Annotated in this window: 13 protein-coding genes and 1 pseudogene; 6 read left to right on the top strand and 8 right to left on the bottom strand. The window is 39.9% G+C overall.

The window, feature by feature from the left end; all coding sequences use genetic code 11:
* From MUN89_RS20980 to MUN89_RS20960, 5 genes are all read right to left on the bottom strand, one after another.
* Positions 1-759 carry an IclR family transcriptional regulator gene (locus tag MUN89_RS20980; protein WP_244710129.1) on the bottom strand — a complete coding sequence of 253 codons (759 nt, stop codon included), beginning with the start codon at positions 757-759 and terminating at the stop codon, positions 1-3.
* Positions 760-909: 150 nt separating this feature from the next.
* Positions 910-2,316, bottom strand: coding sequence for a GntP family permease (locus tag MUN89_RS20975; protein ID WP_244710128.1), 1,407 nt, complete (start codon positions 2,314-2,316; stop codon positions 910-912).
* A 108-nt stretch (positions 2,317-2,424) separates the two neighbouring features.
* Entirely contained in the window at positions 2,425-3,639 is a 1,215-nt protein-coding gene (gene rhmD / locus MUN89_RS20970) for an L-rhamnonate dehydratase (protein WP_244710127.1), read from the bottom strand.
* A 16-nt stretch (positions 3,640-3,655) separates the two neighbouring features.
* Positions 3,656-5,110 carry an aldehyde dehydrogenase gene (gene aldA, locus MUN89_RS20965; RefSeq protein ID WP_244710126.1) on the bottom strand — a complete coding sequence of 485 codons (1,455 nt, stop codon included), beginning with the start codon at positions 5,108-5,110 and terminating at the stop codon, positions 3,656-3,658.
* 39 nt (positions 5,111-5,149) lie between these two features.
* A complete protein-coding gene (locus MUN89_RS20960; protein ID WP_244710125.1) occupies positions 5,150-6,073 on the bottom strand; it encodes a dihydrodipicolinate synthase family protein in 924 nt (307 codons plus the stop codon).
* A 434-nt stretch (positions 6,074-6,507) separates the two neighbouring features.
* On the opposite strand from MUN89_RS20960, the gene MUN89_RS20955 reads away from it, so the two are divergent.
* The 5 genes and pseudogenes from MUN89_RS20955 (at position 6,508) to MUN89_RS20935 (ending at position 11,846) form a co-directional block, all read left to right on the top strand.
* Complete coding sequence (locus MUN89_RS20955) at positions 6,508-7,344, top strand: IclR family transcriptional regulator (protein ID WP_244710123.1); 837 nt, start codon at positions 6,508-6,510, stop codon at positions 7,342-7,344.
* Positions 7,345-7,670: 326 nt separating this feature from the next.
* Entirely contained in the window at positions 7,671-8,693 is a 1,023-nt protein-coding gene (locus tag MUN89_RS20950; RefSeq protein ID WP_244710122.1) for a tripartite tricarboxylate transporter substrate binding protein, read from the top strand.
* 102 nt (positions 8,694-8,795) lie between these two features.
* A pseudogene (locus MUN89_RS20945) lies at positions 8,796-9,772 on the top strand (2-hydroxyacid dehydrogenase).
* A 112-nt stretch (positions 9,773-9,884) separates the two neighbouring features.
* Complete coding sequence (locus MUN89_RS20940; RefSeq protein ID WP_244710120.1) at positions 9,885-10,319, top strand: tripartite tricarboxylate transporter TctB family protein; 435 nt, start codon at positions 9,885-9,887, stop codon at positions 10,317-10,319.
* A gap of 15 nt (positions 10,320-10,334) precedes the next feature.
* Entirely contained in the window at positions 10,335-11,846 is a 1,512-nt protein-coding gene (locus MUN89_RS20935) for a tripartite tricarboxylate transporter permease (RefSeq protein ID WP_244710118.1), read from the top strand.
* Positions 11,847-12,153: 307 nt separating this feature from the next.
* Here MUN89_RS20935 and ppdK read toward each other — a convergent pair whose 3' ends face one another.
* Positions 12,154-14,829, bottom strand: a complete 2,676-nt coding sequence (ppdK, locus tag MUN89_RS20930; protein ID WP_244710116.1) for a pyruvate, phosphate dikinase — start codon at positions 14,827-14,829, stop codon at positions 12,154-12,156.
* Positions 14,829-15,647 (bottom strand): pyruvate, water dikinase regulatory protein, encoded by an 819-nt coding sequence (locus MUN89_RS20925; protein ID WP_244710114.1) that lies wholly within the window; start codon positions 15,645-15,647, stop codon positions 14,829-14,831. The genes ppdK and MUN89_RS20925 overlap by 1 nt, the downstream gene beginning before the upstream one ends.
* Before the next feature lie 177 nt (positions 15,648-15,824).
* Here MUN89_RS20925 and MUN89_RS22145 point away from each other — a divergent pair, with 177 nt between their 5' ends.
* Positions 15,825-16,229, top strand: a complete 405-nt coding sequence (locus MUN89_RS22145; RefSeq protein ID WP_396266063.1) for a hypothetical protein — start codon at positions 15,825-15,827, stop codon at positions 16,227-16,229.
* Between the two features lie 212 nt (positions 16,230-16,441).
* Here the strand turns inward: MUN89_RS22145 and MUN89_RS20915 are convergent, their stop codons facing one another.
* The gene (locus tag MUN89_RS20915) at positions 16,442-17,857 is read right to left on the bottom strand and encodes a hypothetical protein (RefSeq protein ID WP_244710112.1); all 1,416 of its coding nucleotides are present in this window, start codon (positions 17,855-17,857) and stop codon (positions 16,442-16,444) included.
* Between the last annotated feature and the right edge of the window lie 95 nt (positions 17,858-17,952).

Below are 17,952 nucleotides of genomic sequence, written 5' to 3'. Positions count from 1 at the left end.
TTAGTGAATGTGGCCGGCATGCTCCGATAACCTTTGGGCTAAATCTATGATTTCATCCCTGGCAGCTATCTGTTTTTCTTTCCAACTATTTTCAAGCATCGTAAAGCTTACTCCGGCAATAATTTCGTTTGCATGATTATATACTGGTGCAGCAATACAATAGAAGCCCATGGCCCCTTCTTGACTTTCACTTGCATAACCTTTTTCTTTTATCGTCTTCATTTCCTCCCAGAGGCTGTCTAAATTATCTAAGGTGTAAGGAGTTTTTGCTTCTAACTCATAAGGATATAGAGTTTTTAATTCCTCCAGGTCATATTTCGAGAGCTGGGCTTTACCTATGGCTGAGGCATAGGCAGGAAATTTCATACCTGGATAAGTAGCGAGACGAAGTGGGGAGCTGCCTTCTTTTTTAGCTAAATAAACAACATTTCCACCGTCTAAAATCCCTAATTGGATATTTTCACTTATTCGATCAATCGACTTTTCTGATTCTAAGTAAAACGATTGTAAGATATTAAATTGACGGAAATAAGCCGCACTAAGCCCGCCCAAGGATGGTCCTAATGAGTAGGTGTCTCCTTTTTCCTTCACAATCCACCCCAATGTCTCCAGCGTATTTAATAAAGAATACATGGTACTTTTATTAATCTCTAATTCTTTCGATATGTCGATTAACCGCAGCTTGGATGGCTGAGTAGCAATTAAATTAAGAATTCCATTGACTCGTTCTATGGCAGGTACCCAATATTTTTGTGCCATAGGATCCCCCCTTTATCATGATAGTTTAGTATAATAAACTTTGTGTTGTATTTTAACATATGGATGGAGAGACATAAAAAAGCATGGATGAAAACAGATAAGATGGTTTCACCCATGCTTTCTATGAATTTTACAATGGGACACTTTTAGTTAAGCTGGGTAAATAATCACTCCAACGAGGGTAATCACTATAATGACCAATGAAACAAGTGCTTCCCCTAACGTATACGTTTTAAAACCGCCACGGATGGAAAAACCGGAGAGTTTTGTAGTAATCCAAAATCCACTATCATTGACGTGACCGATACTGATTCCTCCAGATAATGCAGCCATTGCTATCCAGACTGGATGGACAATTCCTGAAGTAGCAGCACTTGCCATAATTGTCATTGCAGTAATACCAGCTACTGTTCCTGATCCTTGAGCTACGCGGAAAATAACTGCAATGAGATAGGTGATTAGTATGAGAGTGATGGGGGAGCTGGTGTTTTCCGACACCCCTCCAATTAAGGTTTTTCCTACCTCAGTCGTCTCAATGACCTTTCCAAGAGCACCTCCTGCTCCTGTAACAAGTAAAACAATTCCCGCTGTCTGCAACCCTAGAGAGGAGGCTTCGTCTTTCTCTTTTTTATCCATAGACTTAGATGCAATGACGTAAGCTAGAATCACACCGAACAGTAAAGCAACGATACGATTACTCAAGAAAGTAATAAAACCAGGGATTTCTGTTAGATTACTGACATATTCACCTTTGACTATGAAATCGAAAACGGTTCCGAGCAAAATCAAGATAATGGGTACAAGAATGGGCAAGAGAGACAGCAAGAAGCTTGGTCGTTGAGCCGGGCTCAATTGATCAGCTTTAGTCTTTTGTAATTTCATTTCTCCTTCCACATCTTTTTCATTATTCCACAATCCTTTATCTAAAATAAGGAAAAATACTTTCATAACAATTAATGAAGTAACCAGTCCGATAGATAACCCCGCGATTGTAATTACACCTAAATCCATATTCAGGATGCTGGCAGCTGCCAAGGGGTTCGGGGTAGGAGGGACTAAGGTATGGGCAGTGGCGGCACCTATAACTAATGCACCAATGGCATAAGGCAGCGGTTTATTTAATTCTTTCGCAATAGCTACCCCTAAAGGCACCAGGATAACAAAAGTAACATCAAAGAAAACGGGGATGGATAAAAAGAACCCTGTCAGACCTAGCGCATACATCGCCATTTTCTTAGGTGATTTTTCAATCATAGAATGGGCGATCGTGTGGGCTGCGCCCGAATCACTCATTAATTGTCCTATGATCACTCCAAAGCCGATGGGTAAACCAATTGCTCCCATCGTTCCACCGAAGCCTTCACCTATGGCATTCACCGTATCGACTAAACTTAGCTGCATGGCAATTCCCATATAAAGGCTACCGATAATCAAGCTAATTGCAGCATTGATTTTAAACAATAGAATAAGGATTAATATGATAGAAATAGTAATCAACAAATGCATGACAGCCATTGGCATATCTCCTTTTTGATTAGTAGTAAACGCTGTTGACACCAAGAAACCCTCTCTTGGTTATGTTTGCGCTTTCATTAGTTGTGTGATAAACCTCCCATCAACAGGCAATCCAAAGGGGGTTACCTATTGTGGGAGTGTTAGTTATGATCATTCTGTTGAAGAAACAAAGCTGATTGGCTGACCCTTTAGGACTTCTGCCAGCCCGGCTTCTTTATTTAGTTCAACTCCAAAGCCTGGTTGATCACTCACTTGTAATTTACCGTTCACGGGGATTGGTTCATCTTTGATTAACGGATAAAATTGTGGTTCAATTCGGTCAGCCTCAGGACTCATTACGATATATTCTGTAAAAGGACTATTTACTTTTGTAGTGACATAATGATGGCTGTAAACGCCACTTCCGTGAGGAATGACTAACTTGCCATAGCTTTCAGCCAGGTTGCCGATTTTTATTAGTTCTGTTAATCCGCCACACCAACAAACATCTGGCTGGATGATATCTAAATCACAATACTCAAGTAACAAACGGAAACCATATCGTGTGGCTTCATGTTCTCCTCCCGTCACCATGATGTTATTACCTGCACGTTTTTTCAGGTCTCTATAGCTCCAATAGTCATCTGGATTAAAACACTCTTCTATCCATTTGAATCCAGCTCGTTCAGAAGCTTCCATCAACTTTAACGAATAGGGAAGGTCGAGGGACATCCAGCAGTCCCACATGAGCCAAAAATCATCGCCAACTCGATTTCTCATGTCCTCGGCCATTGCAATATTCTTTTTCAATCCAGCTTCCCCGTCGGAGGGACCATATTTGAGAGGCATCTTTCCTCCGATAAAGCCCATTTCTTTTGCTAAATCCGGACGGGGACCTGTAGCATAAAACTCCAATTCTTTTCGCACTTTACCACCAATCATGGCATGAACGGGTTCTTCCCGCAGCCTTCCAAGCAAATCCCATAACGCAAGGTCTATAGCGGAAATAGCATTCATAACAAGCCCTTTTCTTCCATAAAACATCGTTGCACGATACATTTGATCCCACATTTTTTCCACTTGCTCTACGGGCTGGTCCAGAATAAAACGATCTAAGTGATTCATAATTATCCATGCCGCCGGGTATCCGCCTGTAGAAATACCAAAACCAACTTCTCCATTATCAGCTTCAGCCTCTACTACAATGGTCTTTAAGGCATTGATGCCAAAGCTTGTCCTCGTTTCTTTATACTCGGGGTAAATACTCATAGGGGTTGAAATTTGTTGAACAATCCAATGGTCCTTGTCTTGATCATGATAATCTCCACCGCCGCCTTCCACTACATAGGCTCGAATAGCGGTAATTTTACGTCCTGTAGTTCCCACGGACAATCCCTCCTAATTAATTCGTGTTATAAGATAAATAGACAACATGGGTTTGTAAGTATTCATTTAAGCCGTGCTTTCCATCTGCGCCGCCAATCCCTGATTTCTTCCAGCCTGCATGGAAACCTTGGATCGCTTCAAAATTTTCACGATTGATATAAGTCTCACCGAATTGCAGTTCTTTACTTGCTTTCATCGTCACATCCAGGCTTCTAGTGAAAATCGAAGAGGTCAGCCCATATTCACAGTCATTAGATAAGGCTATGGCTTCGTCTAAGTCCTGGAAAGTTGCGATAGGTAAGACGGGTCCGAATATTTCATCCTTCATTATAGCCATTTCATTATTCACATTTCCTAATACAGTCGGCTCATAGAAGTATCCTTTTTCTCTTTCTATGCGTTTGCCGCCTGTAAGTACTTTCGCGCCGTTCTCGACTGCTTCCTGTACCATCTTTTCCACTGATTCTAGAGATTCTTTATTTACAAGGGGTCCCATGTCTAAATCTGGATCTGAAAGAGGGTCCCCGCATTTAGTTTTTTGCATTTCATTCGTCACTTTTTCAATAAATTCATCCTTTACTGATTCATGGACATACACTCTCTCTGCGCAATTACATACTTGTCCGGAATTGATGACTCGGGATGCGACGATTGATTTGACTGCGAGATCTATATTTGCATCGTCCATAACAATGGCTGGAGCCTTACCACCAAGTTCTAAGGAGACTTTTGTAATGTTGTCGGCAGCTGATCGCATTACTTCAGAACCAGCATTATAGCTCCCTGTTAAACTAACCATCCCAACCTTAGGATTCTTGGCCAGCTCCTGGCCGATGGTTTTTCCACTACCTGTAACGATATTGATGACTCCTTTTGGCAAATTAACTTTGTCCAGGATTTTGGCAAACTCCATCGCATTGTTTGGAGAAATGTTACTTGGCTTCAGCACAACTGTATTTCCTGTAACCAAAGCCGGAGCTGCTTTACGAGCAATTAAGAAGAAGGGGAAATTCCAAGGAAGAATTCCTGCTGTTACACCGATCGGTTCTTTATGAACAAGGATATGTTCATCTTGTCGATCACTTTGTAAAATCTCTCCTTCAAAACGTCTGGCCCATTCAGCCATGTAATCGATATAATCTGCTGTAAATTCGACCTCTGTTTTAGCAAGCTCGATGGTTTTTCCCATTTCTTCAGAAATTGTTTCAGCTAAATCACTGACGTTATTTCTAATTTCAGAGGAGATCTTTTTCAAGTAGCCAGCCCTCTCGACAGCAGGGAGCTTTGCCCATTTCTTTTGTGCCTCTTCCGCAGAATCAATCGCTTTTTTAACATCTTCCAAACTACCTTTTGGTATTTCCGAAATAACCTCCTCTGTAGCGGGATTTATTACTTGATTTACCTCAGTGGAACTTGAATCAACAAACTCTCCATCAATGTACATTTGATATTTCTTTAGGGTTGATTTCATTTTTCTCCTCCTATTTAAATGGAATAATTAATGAACCGCTTACAATTTAACGTCTACATGAATATCCCGTAATACTTGGGAGACTATATCTTCGATTTGATCGATTTTTTCCTGACTTAAGGATCGTACGGGTGGCAATACATCGGTTGAAACTTCTATGCCCCTTAGCTTAATGGCCTCCTTTGCCACGTTCATAAATGGGGAGTCTAATTTATAAAGAAGGGGCAGCCTGGCTAAGTTTTTGTGAAAGTTAATCATTTGTTGGTAATCCCCTTGTTTGAAAGAATCATAGATCCCCACAGATAATTCAGGAGCAAAGGATGCCGTTAATGGGATAGAACCGTCTCCGCCTAGAGACAGAGTATTTAAAAAGTGATCATCATACCCTGAAAACACGGCAAAATCTTCTCTTTTCTTTTTAACTGACACTATTAATTCTCTTGTATGGCCAACCGATTGAACCGTATCTTTTATTCCTACAATATTAGGATAGGCTTGTGCCAGTTGTGAAACGAGTTCCGGAGAAAGGTCACGCCCGGTCAATTCAGGAAAGTTATAAAGGATAATAGGCAAATCAACATTTTCCGCTACTTCAGCAAAATGCTGGTAAAGGCTGTTTTCTGTAAGAGGAAAATAATAAGGGTTGATAACGACAACTCCGTCAGCACCTGCTTCGGATGCGTGGAGACTAAGTTCTATTGTTTCCAGAGTCCCTGGTGTCCCTGTCCCGATTAATACGGGAATTCGCCCATTTGTGTACTGGATGACAAATTCCGCTGCTTCTTTCCTTAATTCCTTAGACATTTGACTGAACTCGCCGCCGGAACCTAGAAAGAATAAGCCATCCACGCGGGAGTGAATTAAAAAATCTATTAAATTTCCCATCCCCGCTTTATCTAGCTGGCCGTTTTTATACAGAATAGTAGGGACCGGGGGGATGACCCCGTGAAATCTTGTTTTCATTTCGATGAACCTCCTAGATAGACATTTGTTATAAGTGCTGAGTATGCGCTTTCAAAATAAGGTGATACTAATTCACAACCTCCTTAGTTTAATATATAAAACCAAAGTTATAATACTGAACTTAATGTAACACAAAATTCAGTCTTTTATCAAACAGTTCTTTTAAATTTTTTCGGAAAAGGGATCAAATTAATAAGGAGGCAAAGAAGAGCAATCAGTCGAAAGGAGGGGAGATGAATCTGACTTTTACATTCAAATAGACTTTCAGTTAGTGGGGGAAAAGGTAGTAAAACTGGATCGGTTTCTTCTAAGGTTAAGAAGTTTGACTGATGATATAGAAAAACACAGCCGCCAAACATAGAAGCAGTTTTGTACCGTTTCACCCCCAGGCTTAAGTATCACATTAATCATCCGTGGCAGTGAACCACAGGAGAATGAAGTTTTTAACTAAATCACGTATAATTGTTCATAGAATTCTTATTATGATTCAACGGAAAGGACAGTTGGGATTGAGTACAAATAAATCTTTAGAGCGTTGTCTAATTCTAATTAATAAGCTCGCTGATTATCCAAAAGGATTGGGGATTACGGAATTATCCCATCATTTAGACATTCCTACAACTACGGTACACCGTATTGTTTCTACACTACTTAATTTTAATATGGTAAAGAAAGATATCAATACAGGGAAAGTATTACTAGGAATGCACATGGTTTATTTAGCTTCAAAAATTATTGATAGTATTGACCTTCGAGAATCAGCTAGACCATATCTAGAGGATTTGAGAGACAAAACGAATGAAGTGATCCATCTTTGTGTTCGGGAAAATGAAGAAGTCGTCTATATCGATAAAGTAGAAAGTAATCAAAAGGTAAAAATTGCTTCTAAAATTGGTTATCGTGCAAATTTACATTGTACTGGAGTTGGAAAAGCCTTATTGACTGGGTTGGAGGATGAAGAAGTAAGAAAAATATTAAAAAACAAAGGTATGACAAAATATACTGAGACTACAATCATCGATCCAGAACAAATGATCAAGCATTTACATGAAATTAAAAATAAAGGTTATGCCATTGATAACCTGGAGCACGAAGCAGATATAAGGTGTGTAGCTGCACCAATACTTGATTACACCAATAAAGTTATTGCAGCAATTAGTATTGCTGGACCAGAAACGAGGGTTACCAATCAAAAAATTGAGCAAGAATTAGCTCCATTAATCAAAGAAACAGCTCTCTCCATCTCAAAATCTTTGGGTTACATAAAGTGATTGCAATTTTCTGAATGTTGTTGACTTTCAAAAAAGTAAGCGTTAACATTTAAGGGAATCAACGTTCGATCAATTAAATTTCCGTTAAAAAACCTAAAATATTCAGCTTATTTAGGTTTTTTTAATACCACATAAACGGAAAGGCTTTCCGTAATACGGAAAATTTTTGATTCGGAATGGAATTATATGCTAAGAAGCCTAGAGAAGGGAGGCGCACGATAACTATTCGGTTATATTGAGTTATTTAAAAGAATCAACGATTTGGCGAATTATTTATTAGTGAATTTGAATTACTGGCTGACTTGTTTAATGAGAAGGTGAGATTGGTGAAAAAACAATTAACCCAAGGGAGGAAGATAATGATGAAAAGAGTATTATCTCTTATGTTAATCGTTCTATTGTTTGTAATTACTGGGTGCAATGCTTCCGGTTCAGCCTCAAGTCATAACAGTAATAAAGGCAGTATTTCTGATGGCCAAATAGAATTAATCGTTCCCTACGCAGCAGGTGGTGGCACAGATGCTGTAGCTAGATCTATCGCTAAAATAGCGGAAAAAAAATTAAATACTTCTATAGGAGTAGTTAATAAACCAGGTGGTGGTGGAGCTGTGGGTATGTCTGAAGGTGCTAACGCAAAACCAGATGGACACACGCTAACACTCGGAACAGTGGAGTTAACAACCCTCCCTCATTTAGGGCTAGCTAACTTTACATATAAGGATTTTACACCTGTTGCCCAACTGAATTTTGATCCGGCAGCTATTACCGTCCCTGCAGATGCACCTTATGATACTATTCAAGAATTTATTGATTATGCGAAAGAAAATCCTGGAGAAATTCGTGTAGGTGGCTCCGGAACTGGAGCGATTTGGCACTTAGCCGCGGAGTCTTTTGCTAAAGCAAACGGAATAGACTTAAAGTTTGTCCCATTTGATGGAGCGGCTCCTTCAATTACGTCATTACTTGGAGGGCATATTGAGGCGGTTTCAGTAAGTCCAGGTGAGGTCTTAACACAAGTAAAAGCTGGAAAATTGAAAACATTAGCAGTTATGTCTGATGAGAGATCAAAGGCACTTCCGGATGTACCGACTTTAAAGGAGGAAGGGGTTAAATCAGTAAATGTAGGAGCGTGGAGGGGAATTATTGCTCCAAAAGATACACCAGATGATGTAGTGAAAGAACTTGAAACCGCATTTTTAGAAGCCGCAGAATCTAAGGAATTCAAAAAGTTTATGGACAATAACGGATTAGGTATTAAGACGAGGAGCAGCGAAGAATTTAAGGAAGAAATGAGAGGAAGCAATGAATCATTTAAGGAATTAATTCAATCATTAGGTATTGCTAAGTAGTAAGAGGTGATGACGAGCTTGACTTAAATGGATCAGTTGTTCCTCTTCCTACCTGTTTATGTGAAAAAATATTATGAAAGTTGAATGTGGAGGACTTACTAAATGAAACCAAAAATTTACATTAACAAACCTATACCTTATGAAGTAGAACTTTATATTGCCACTCACTGTGATTATTATAAGCGAGATAAAAAATTAGATAGCACAGACAAACAATTTCTTGATGAATTTAAGCAGGTGGATGGCCTCTTAACCGCAGGGGAAAATATTGATGCTAGGTTATTAAACTCAGCCCCCGCCTGAAAGTAGTAAGTAATATGTCCGTTGGTTACAATAATTTCGATATAGTTGAAATGCGTAAGCGCAATATTTTAGGGACCCATACACCTCACGTTTTAGACAATAGTGTTGCAGATCTGGTATTTGGCTTAATGCTGTCCACAGCTCGGAGAATACCGGAATTAGACCAATATGTAAAGCAAGGGAGTTGGAAAGGTGGAGATGACTCCAACCTGTTTGGAATAGATGTCCATGGTTCCACTCTAGGTATTATTGGCATGGGACGAATTGGGAAAGTCGTAGCTCGGAGGGCAAAAGCAGGATTTAACATGAATGTAGTGTACCATAACAGAAACCAAAATCCTCAGATAGAAAATGAATTAGGAATAGCTTATCGAGAATTAGAAGACTTGTTAAGCGAATCTGATTTTGTATTACTGTTGGTTCCTTTAAATGAAAATACAAAAGAGTTTATACGCTTGGAGCATTTTAAATTAATGAAAAAGACGGCAATTTTCATTAATACTTCCAGAGGTCAAACAGTGAATGAAAAAGCATTAATCCAGGCGTTAAATGATAAAGAGATCCTGGCAGCCGGCTTAGATGTTTTTTATGAAGAGCCTCCAGCTTCGACCAATCCACTGTTAGAAATGCCAAACGTAGTATCGCTTCCCCATATCGGTACAGCTACTAGTAAAACAAGGGCTGATATTGCTATGTTAGCAGCTAAGAACTTAGTCTCTGTTTTAGAGGAAGGTTACTCAGAAAATATCGTAAAGGAGTTAAAACCAAACCGGTAGGATTAGATTATTGTATCAAACTATTTAAATGACTTAATAAATAACTTCTGTGCCTTCTCTTTAAGATTGTCTTTCTAAAATTATTCTTTCGCTGAAAAAAAGGGGGGAAATTGTGAAAAAGGAAAACACGATTATTAGTATAATAACAATTTTATTAGGTGGTTTTTTTTATTATTGTACGTTGGATTTTCCAGGTCCTACAGGTACGGAAACAGGGCCTGCTTTTATGCCGAGAATATACTCGATAATATTAATGGCATTGGGTACTATTCTTTTGGTTAAAAGTTTATTTTTTAAAAACGAAAATCCTAAACCAAAAGTTAAAATAATATTCTTGTATGTAGGCCTATTCCTCGTCTACGTTATTTCCCTCCCCTATATTGGGTTTTATGTCAGTACCGTTGCTTTTTTAATTTTTATCCTTTGGATTGGGAAAGTAAATAGAAAAGTTTATTTCATTTCTGTACCATTAGGGGCAGTTTTGTTTATTTATGTTTTTTTTCAACAATTATTAAATGTACCTTTGCCGCCAGGAATTTTAATATAAAGGAGGGATTAAATAATGGATATCATAATAACTGCAATTGGTAATTTTTCTGATTTCCACTCTCTATTAGCTATAATAATAGGTTGTGCGATAGGCATATCTATTGGAGCTCTTCCAGGCTTAACAGCAACTATGGGAGTGGCATTAATATTACCCGTTACTTTTAGTATGGAGCCCATTGCGGGGATTCTACTTCTCATAGGTGTTTATTTTGGGGCAATATATGGTGGTTCCATTGCAGCAATATTACTTAGAACACCAGGTACCCCATCTTCAGCAGCAACGGCTATTGCAGGGTATGAATTGACAAAAAGAGGGTTTGCCTACAAGGCACTCACTACTGCAACACTTTCCTCTAGTATTGGAGGAATATTAAGTGTATTCGTTCTAATATTTATTGCTCCACAATTAGCCAAATTCGCTTTAAACTTCAGCGCACAGGAAACCTTTGCTTTAGCGGTATTTGGTTTGGCTGTAATTACTAGTGTAGCAGGAAAATCTATGGTGAAAGGTTTAATTGTTGGAGCGGTAGGTCTTTTAATCTCCACGATTGGTACGGATCCAATGGGAGGCTTTCCCCGTTTCACTTTCGGAAACTATAATTTAACTGGAGGAATCAATTTTATTCCTGTAATGATTGGATTATTTGCGGCAGCTCAAGCTTTTCAATCATTGGAGGAGCTAATTTCAAAGCGGAATGTAATTCAAAAGGTGAAAAAAATATCATTAAAGTGGGAAGAGTTTAGAACTATTATTCTTACAATTTTAAGATCCACGGGTATTGGAACATTCATTGGAATGATCCCTGGGGCTGGTGGAGATATAGGGGCATTTGTTGCTTATAATGTAGCTTCAACCTTCGCTAAAAACAAAGATGAATTCAATAAAGGAAACTTAGAAGGTGTAGCTGCCCCGGAAGCAGCTAATAATGGTTCAACGGGCGGAGCCATGATCCCTTTATTGACTTTAGGGATTCCAGGTGATGCAGTTACAGCTGTGTTATTAGGAGCATTAATGGTGCAAGGAATTCAACCTGGCCCTCAGCTCTTTCAACAAAATGGAGAAATTGTTTATTCATTGTTTATAGGAATGATTTTAGCTAATGTAATGATCATGATTTATGGATTGCTTGGAATTCGTTTATTCGCTAAAGTACTAGCTATACCAAAAGCGATATTGACTCCTGTAATTTTAGTTTTATGTGTAGTAGGCTCATACTCCTTAGGGAATAGTATGTTTGATGTTTATGTCATGCTAATCTCAGGTATCATAGGTTATTTGATGCTGCGGTATGATTTTTCAGCATCACCTGTCATACTAGCTTTAATTTTAGGTCCCATGATGGAAGCAAGCTTAAGGCGGACATTAGTAATGAGTAATGGAAACATTTTTTCATTTTTTACAAGACCGATCTCCGCAATTTTATTAACACTAGCTATTATTGTTTTGGTGTTACCATTGATATTAAAATTATTTAAGAAGGATAAATTACTTAATGGCTCTGATGAATCCTCGAAAGCAATGTAGAGTGTCAATAAGGTCTTTTATTGATGAAAGCAGAAGGGAATAATCGCAAATTCAGACATGGGGTAAAACAAATACACGCAGGACTTCGAATAAATGTAACTATTATCTTTTAGGGCCTCAGCATCGATTTATGAAGGGATGCTGAGGTTTGATTTTTGTGTTAAATTTTGCCGATAATTGAATAATTGGAATAGATAGAAGGGAGCCCTAAGCAATACTATAAGTATTGCTTAGGGCTCCCAGTTACTACGTAAGTTTCATTATTTTTTTCAAAAGGGTGGAGAAGAGGGTCTTCCTTTTTTCAATATTAATTGTACTGAGGTACCTTCATCGCTTTACGCTGCTCATTTCTAATTGTTGCCTGGGCTGCTGCAAGACGTGCAGAAGGAACTCGGAAAGGGGAGCAGCTGACATAATCCATCCCTAAATCGAAGCAGAACTGAATCGATTCTTTCTCACCGCCATGCTCTCCGCAAATACCGGTTTTTAGTACAGGGTTTGCTTTTCTGCCTAGTTCCACGCCACTTTCCACAAGTTTGCCTACACCTTCCTGGTCTAATGATACAAATGGGTTTCTTGGTAGTACATTGTTTTCCACATAATGCTGAAGAAATTTTCCTTCTGCATCGTCTCGGCTATATCCAAAGGTGGTTTGAGTCAGATCGTTCGTTCCAAACGAGAAAAAGTCAGCTTTTTCAGCGATTTGATCTGCTGTAAGTGCGGCGCGGGGCGTTTCAATCATGGTTCCAATTTGGTAGTCGAATTCTTGGCCTGTTTCGTCTTTAGCTTGTTCAGCCATCTGATTGACCAGTTGACGCATTTCTTTTAGTTCGTTTACATGGCTGACCAATGGAATCATGATTTCTGGTTTTACTTTAATTCCTCTTTTCATTACGTTGGCCGTGGCATTAAAGATGGCCTTGACCTGCATTTCGTAAATTTCAGGATGGATCATGGCTAACCGGCAGCCCCTGAGCCCTAACATAGGATTCGATTCCTCTAAGAGCCTTACTTTTCGTAAAATGTTTTGCTTCTCTTGTAACTCGCTTGCGTCAGCGTTCTTCATTTGCAGCTTGGTTACTTCAATCAAAAGGTCTTCTTTATCCGGTAAAAACTCGTGAAGGGGAGGATCCAATAATCGTATCGTAATGGGATGTCCCTGCATCGTTTCAAAAATGGTCTCAAAATCCTGCTGCTGCATGGGCAGAAGCTTATCGAGAGCTTCTTTGCGTTCTTCCATAGTTTCAGAAAGAATCATGCTTTGCACCGTTGGGATCCGAGAGGAATCCATAAACATATGCTCTGTTCGGCAGAGTCCGATGCCGACAGCTCCAAATTCGAGTGCTTTTTGTGCATCGACTGAGTTATCAGCATTTGCCCTTACTCCCATTTTTGTTTCTTCATCGGCCCAGCTGAGCAGTAATTTAAATTCGTCCGAAAGCTCCGGTTCAATCATCGGAATTTCTCCAAGAAAGATTTCTCCTGTTGTACCGTCTATCGTAATGGTGTCGCCATGCTTTACAGTGGTAGATTCTACGTTGAATTGCTTGGAGTCTAAGTTAATCTTTAAGGATTCACAGCCGCATATACAAGCTTTTCCCATACCTCTGGCTACAACCGCTGCATGGCTTGTCATACCACCCCGACTTGTAATAGTAGCTTGGGAAGCCACGATTCCATGGATGTCCTCAGGTGTTGTTTCCGGGCGGACGAGGATTACTTTTTTCCCGTCTTTGGATAATACTTCGGCTTCATCCGCATCAAATACGACTTGGCCTGTGGCTGCTCCCGGGGAGGCGGGCAATCCGGCGGCTAACTTTGTCAAGTTGTGTTCAGGGTCGATGCGGTGATGAAGCAGCTGGTCGAGTTGATCAGGATCGACGCGTAAGAGAGCATGCCTTTTATCCATAATGTTTTCCCTTACCATTTCCACGGCGATTCGGATAGCTGCCTGGGCAGTCCGTTTACCTGTCCGAGTTTGGAGGATAAATAACTTTCCGCTTTCTACGGTAAATTCAATGTCCTGCATATCCTGGTAATGATTCTCTAACAGCTGACAGGTTTCAAGCAGCTGCTGATAAACATCCGGCATATCTTGTTCCAGCGAGGCAATGGGCTGAGGTGTTCGAATTCCTGCAACTACGTCTTCCCCTTGCGCATTAATCAAGTATTCGCCATAAAGTTCAGACTCCCCGGTGGATGGGTTGCGCGTGAAAGCTACTCCCGTACCAGAATCTTCACCCATATTTCCAAATACCATGCTTTGAATATTTACTGCTGTACCGAGATGACCGGGGATATGGTGAAGACGTCGGTACAAAACAGCTCGTTGGTTATTCCAAGAGTCAAACACCGCATTGATCGTAAGGAATAATTGTTCCCTTGGATCCTCTGGAAAGCTTTTTTTTGTATAGGTGAGTACAATGGTTTTGAATTCTTTGATCACTTGCTTCCAATCTTCAGCTGTTAGTTCTGTATCGGAATGGTAACCTTTTTCTTCGCGGGTATCTTCTAAGTGCCGTTCGAAGTAATAGTTATCTAAACCAAGCACAACATTACTAAACATTTGAATAAATCTGCGGTAGGAATCATAGGCAAATCGAGAATTGTTTGTAAGTTCAGCCATTCCTTCTACCGTTTCATCATTCATTCCGAGGTTCAAAACAGTGTCCATCATTCCAGGCATAGAATGTACGGCGCCTGACCGAACAGAAACAAGAAGCGGGTTTGTTGGATCCCCTAATCGTTTTCCGGTTTTTGCTTCGAGTGTTTGGAGGGCTTCGATCACCTGCATTTCTACTTGGGACGAAATGACCTGTCCTGCCTCGAAGTAAGCGTTACATGCCGCAGTAGAAATTGTAAAACCATAAGGAACCGGTAAGCCAATACGGGTCATTTCAGCTAAATTTGCCCCTTTACCACCTAGAAGTTCCTTTTCGCTGCTTCCAGCTTGATCAAACATGAACACAAATTTCTTATCCATTATGCAAAGCTCCCCCTTTTATTAAATAAGGCTAATATTAGATCAGCTGTCTCTTCTATTGCCTTATTAGAGACATCAATGATTGGACAACCGATTTTTTTCATTATGTTTTCAGCACACGTTAGTTCTTCAAGAATTCGATCGAGCGAAGCGTAATTGGAAGGCGAGGTAAATCCTAAATTTTTTAATCGTTGTTTGCGGATTTGATTTAATTTCTCAGGTGAAATGATCAACCCGACACATTTGTTTTTCGGGATCGAAAAAAGTTCTTGAGGAGGTTTGACCTCTGGGATGAGAGGCACGTTGGCCACCTTGAATTTTTTATTCGCCAGATACATAGAGAGAGGGGTCTTTGATGTTCTTGATACTCCAATAAGTACAATGTCTGCTTGTTTCAGCCCTCGTACGTCCTGTCCGTCATCATACTTCACGGCAAACTCGATCGCCTCCACTCTTTTGAAGTAGTTCTCATCTAACGTTCTCATTTTGCCTGGTTGACGATTGGGTTCCATATGAAATTTTTGAGTAAATGCATCCATCAGAGGATACATTAAATCAACAGCAATCACTCCTTCTTCTTCTGCCTGATGATCAAGATACTGCTTCAAATCCTGCAGGACGAGGGTATAAGCAATAATGGAATGACTGTATTTAGACGCTGTAATGACATTATTAATATCCTGTTTATCATCCACATAAGAAAAATGCTTAATCACTACATCCTGGCCAAAAAATTGACATGCCACAGCTTTTACCATTAACTCAGCTGTTTCCCCGACTGAATCTGACACGACGTACACCGTTTCTTGTTTAGTCACAATCAATCTCCCTATCTATAAGTAATAAATGAGGCAGCAGAAGACGAATGAAGTAAGCAATTTTTTGATATTCCTATAAGTTCTCCCTCCTTAGGTATGAATGAATATGACATACTAATAATTTTGATTCGCTTAATGTGACATACTATTTAACTGAATAGTATAGTATCATTATTTGTGACTTGTTACAACAAAAAGATCGATAATGTATGGAATTATTTTTTTATTGTAGAAGAAGAGAGGATAGAGAAATCTTATTTGTTTCAATCAAGAAAAGCACGACAAAATGAAATGGAAATCGTAACGATGGAAGAACTTGTGACAGAAAACCAAAGAAGTGAAAGGGAGCAAGACCGATCCGGAGAGTGGTTATTTATTTCGGGAAAATGGGTTTATAGAATAAGAAAAGAGAAAGCGGAGAGTAGTTTCGCAGATTCAAAAGAACGGCATGGGCTAACGTTTGCGTGGAAAAGAAAAAGTAAAGGTACAGGCGCTGATGGCAGCTGTCTGTCAGAACATGAAAAAGACTCTCCTCCATCTCTAGCTAGGGGGCTAGGTGAAGGAGAGTCTTTTTCTGTTTAAAGAATATCAAGCGAGGTCCTTCCACTCCTGCGTAAGAACGAGTGAGCCGAGATCGCCGAGCGTGGGTTTCACGAGGAAGCTCGGGCGCTCGTCCGCGGAAAGGGAAGGGGCGATCGCTCCTTTCGGTAAGAAAAAATCTTGTAGAAAAACACGGGGTTTCTCTACAAGTTGCGAACCTTTTAAAGGTTCACCTTTTTCGTGGCTGTCATGGTTTATAAGAAAAACAGCACAAAAGATTGGAGATAGATCTGCACCATCACATAAAAAGCAATCGCGTATTTATAGTTAAATAATAATCCATTTTTTATAATGCTCAGCCTGTTTACCGAACTCAAAATAATCGACGGTAAAATCAGTGGAGAAAGCATAATCGAAATCACGCTTCCTGACGTTATTCCAAGGACGACGATTTCTGGCGGGTAGGGCAGGTCCACGCCTTGCAGAATTCCAGAGACGAGTACAATAACCGTCAATGGACCAAGACCGATAAAACCTAAAATGATGACGACAAAAGGCAGAACCCACAGGAAGTTTAAGAAGGGTACCGCATCAGTGACATAAAAGAGACCATCAATAATGTATTTGCCATAGCCTGATTGGTTTACGGCATCAATTAAAAAACCGGCTGCTAATAAAATCGAGAACTGCTGGGCTTTGTCTGGAATGTTTTTAGCTGCATAGACTTTTCCGTTCTCGAAAATCGCCGGGATTCTTCTGCGAACGATAAAGTAGAGGAAGATCCAAGCTGTAATAACAATCGGGATAATAAGCAGCAGCTCTACTTTCCAAAGAGCATTGAGAACAAAGATGGAACCGAACAACGTGACAAATAGAAAGCCGAATTCGAGTGCATTTCGATGACCGTTCGTATCCTCTTCTTTCGACTTGGCAATTTTACTCAACTCCTCCTGGATGCCGGCGGTAAGATCTATTCCGTAATGACGTTCTTGAAAAGACGAGAAGAATACGGATAACAAGATACCAGCGAAGGAAATGACAAATCCCTGGAGAATGGATAAGGCTAACGATGCCCCCAGTGTATGAACAGCAAACACAAAGCTTGGAATGCTGATGACCCACATCGTTGTTAAAGAGAAGGCGCGGAGCAAGGCGGTACCTTTATAGTTTTCCCACGCTTCTCCTTTTTGACTGCTTAAGAAGTCATCGATCATGCTATAGACCATAGGAATAGCGCCAAATAACAGGAAGTACGAAATGATCTGGGTTATGACCATCATCCCAAAGTAAAATTTGCGGCTTGTATTGAGCAGGTTTTGAGCAAAGTTAATGACCGATTCAATGTATGGCTTTTCTTCTAATACCCAGCTGATCGCAGGAACGATGAGCAAGAGAGCAATCAATCCACTCATGACAGAAAATCCTGATACGGTTCCTTCTATAAGAGACGTACCTGCGGAAAGGTGAATGATTAAGGCAATGACCAGCAGCAAAAGCGAAATCCCGGCTTGTTTGACAGGCAGAAAGAAATAACCAAGTAAAAAAGCTGCCAGTCCGAACAGCGAGAGGGAGGTTGCAAGCACTTCAACTTCTGTAAAAGAAACAATAAAATGCATGATGACATATAAGCTGATAAACAAGGTATATCCTCGTTTTGCCATTTGTACCATAATTGAAGCTCCAATCCTCGTTCAAAGTAGTAACCGTACATATCGTAACATAGAGACCTTCCATTCGCTTCACTCGTGCATTTATAAGTTTAATA

It is taken from the genome of Halobacillus salinarum, from assembly GCF_022919095.1.
Taxonomy (GTDB): domain Bacteria; phylum Bacillota; class Bacilli; order Bacillales; family Halobacillaceae; genus Halobacillus_B; species Halobacillus_B salinarum.
This window is presented reverse-complemented; position numbering and strand designations above follow the sequence as displayed.

Bases quoted from the DNA above. Each gene is read 5' to 3' on its own strand.
- ppdK (WP_244710116.1), bottom strand. From the start codon at position 14,829: ATGGATAAGAAATTTGTGTTCATGTTTGATCAAGCTGGAAGCAGCGAA.
- MUN89_RS20915 (WP_244710112.1), bottom strand. From the start codon at position 17,857: ATGGTACAAATGGCAAAACGAGGATATACCTTGTTTATCAGCTTATAT.
- MUN89_RS20935 (WP_244710118.1), top strand. From the start codon at position 10,335: ATGGATATCATAATAACTGCAATTGGTAATTTTTCTGATTTCCACTCT.
- MUN89_RS20955 (WP_244710123.1), top strand. From the start codon at position 6,508: ATGAAGTTTTTAACTAAATCACGTATAATTGTTCATAGAATTCTTATT.
- MUN89_RS20980 (WP_244710129.1), bottom strand. From the start codon at position 759: ATGGCACAAAAATATTGGGTACCTGCCATAGAACGAGTCAATGGAATT.
- MUN89_RS20960 (WP_244710125.1), bottom strand. From the start codon at position 6,073: ATGAAAACAAGATTTCACGGGGTCATCCCCCCGGTCCCTACTATTCTG.
- aldA (WP_244710126.1), bottom strand. From the start codon at position 5,110: ATGAAATCAACCCTAAAGAAATATCAAATGTACATTGATGGAGAGTTT.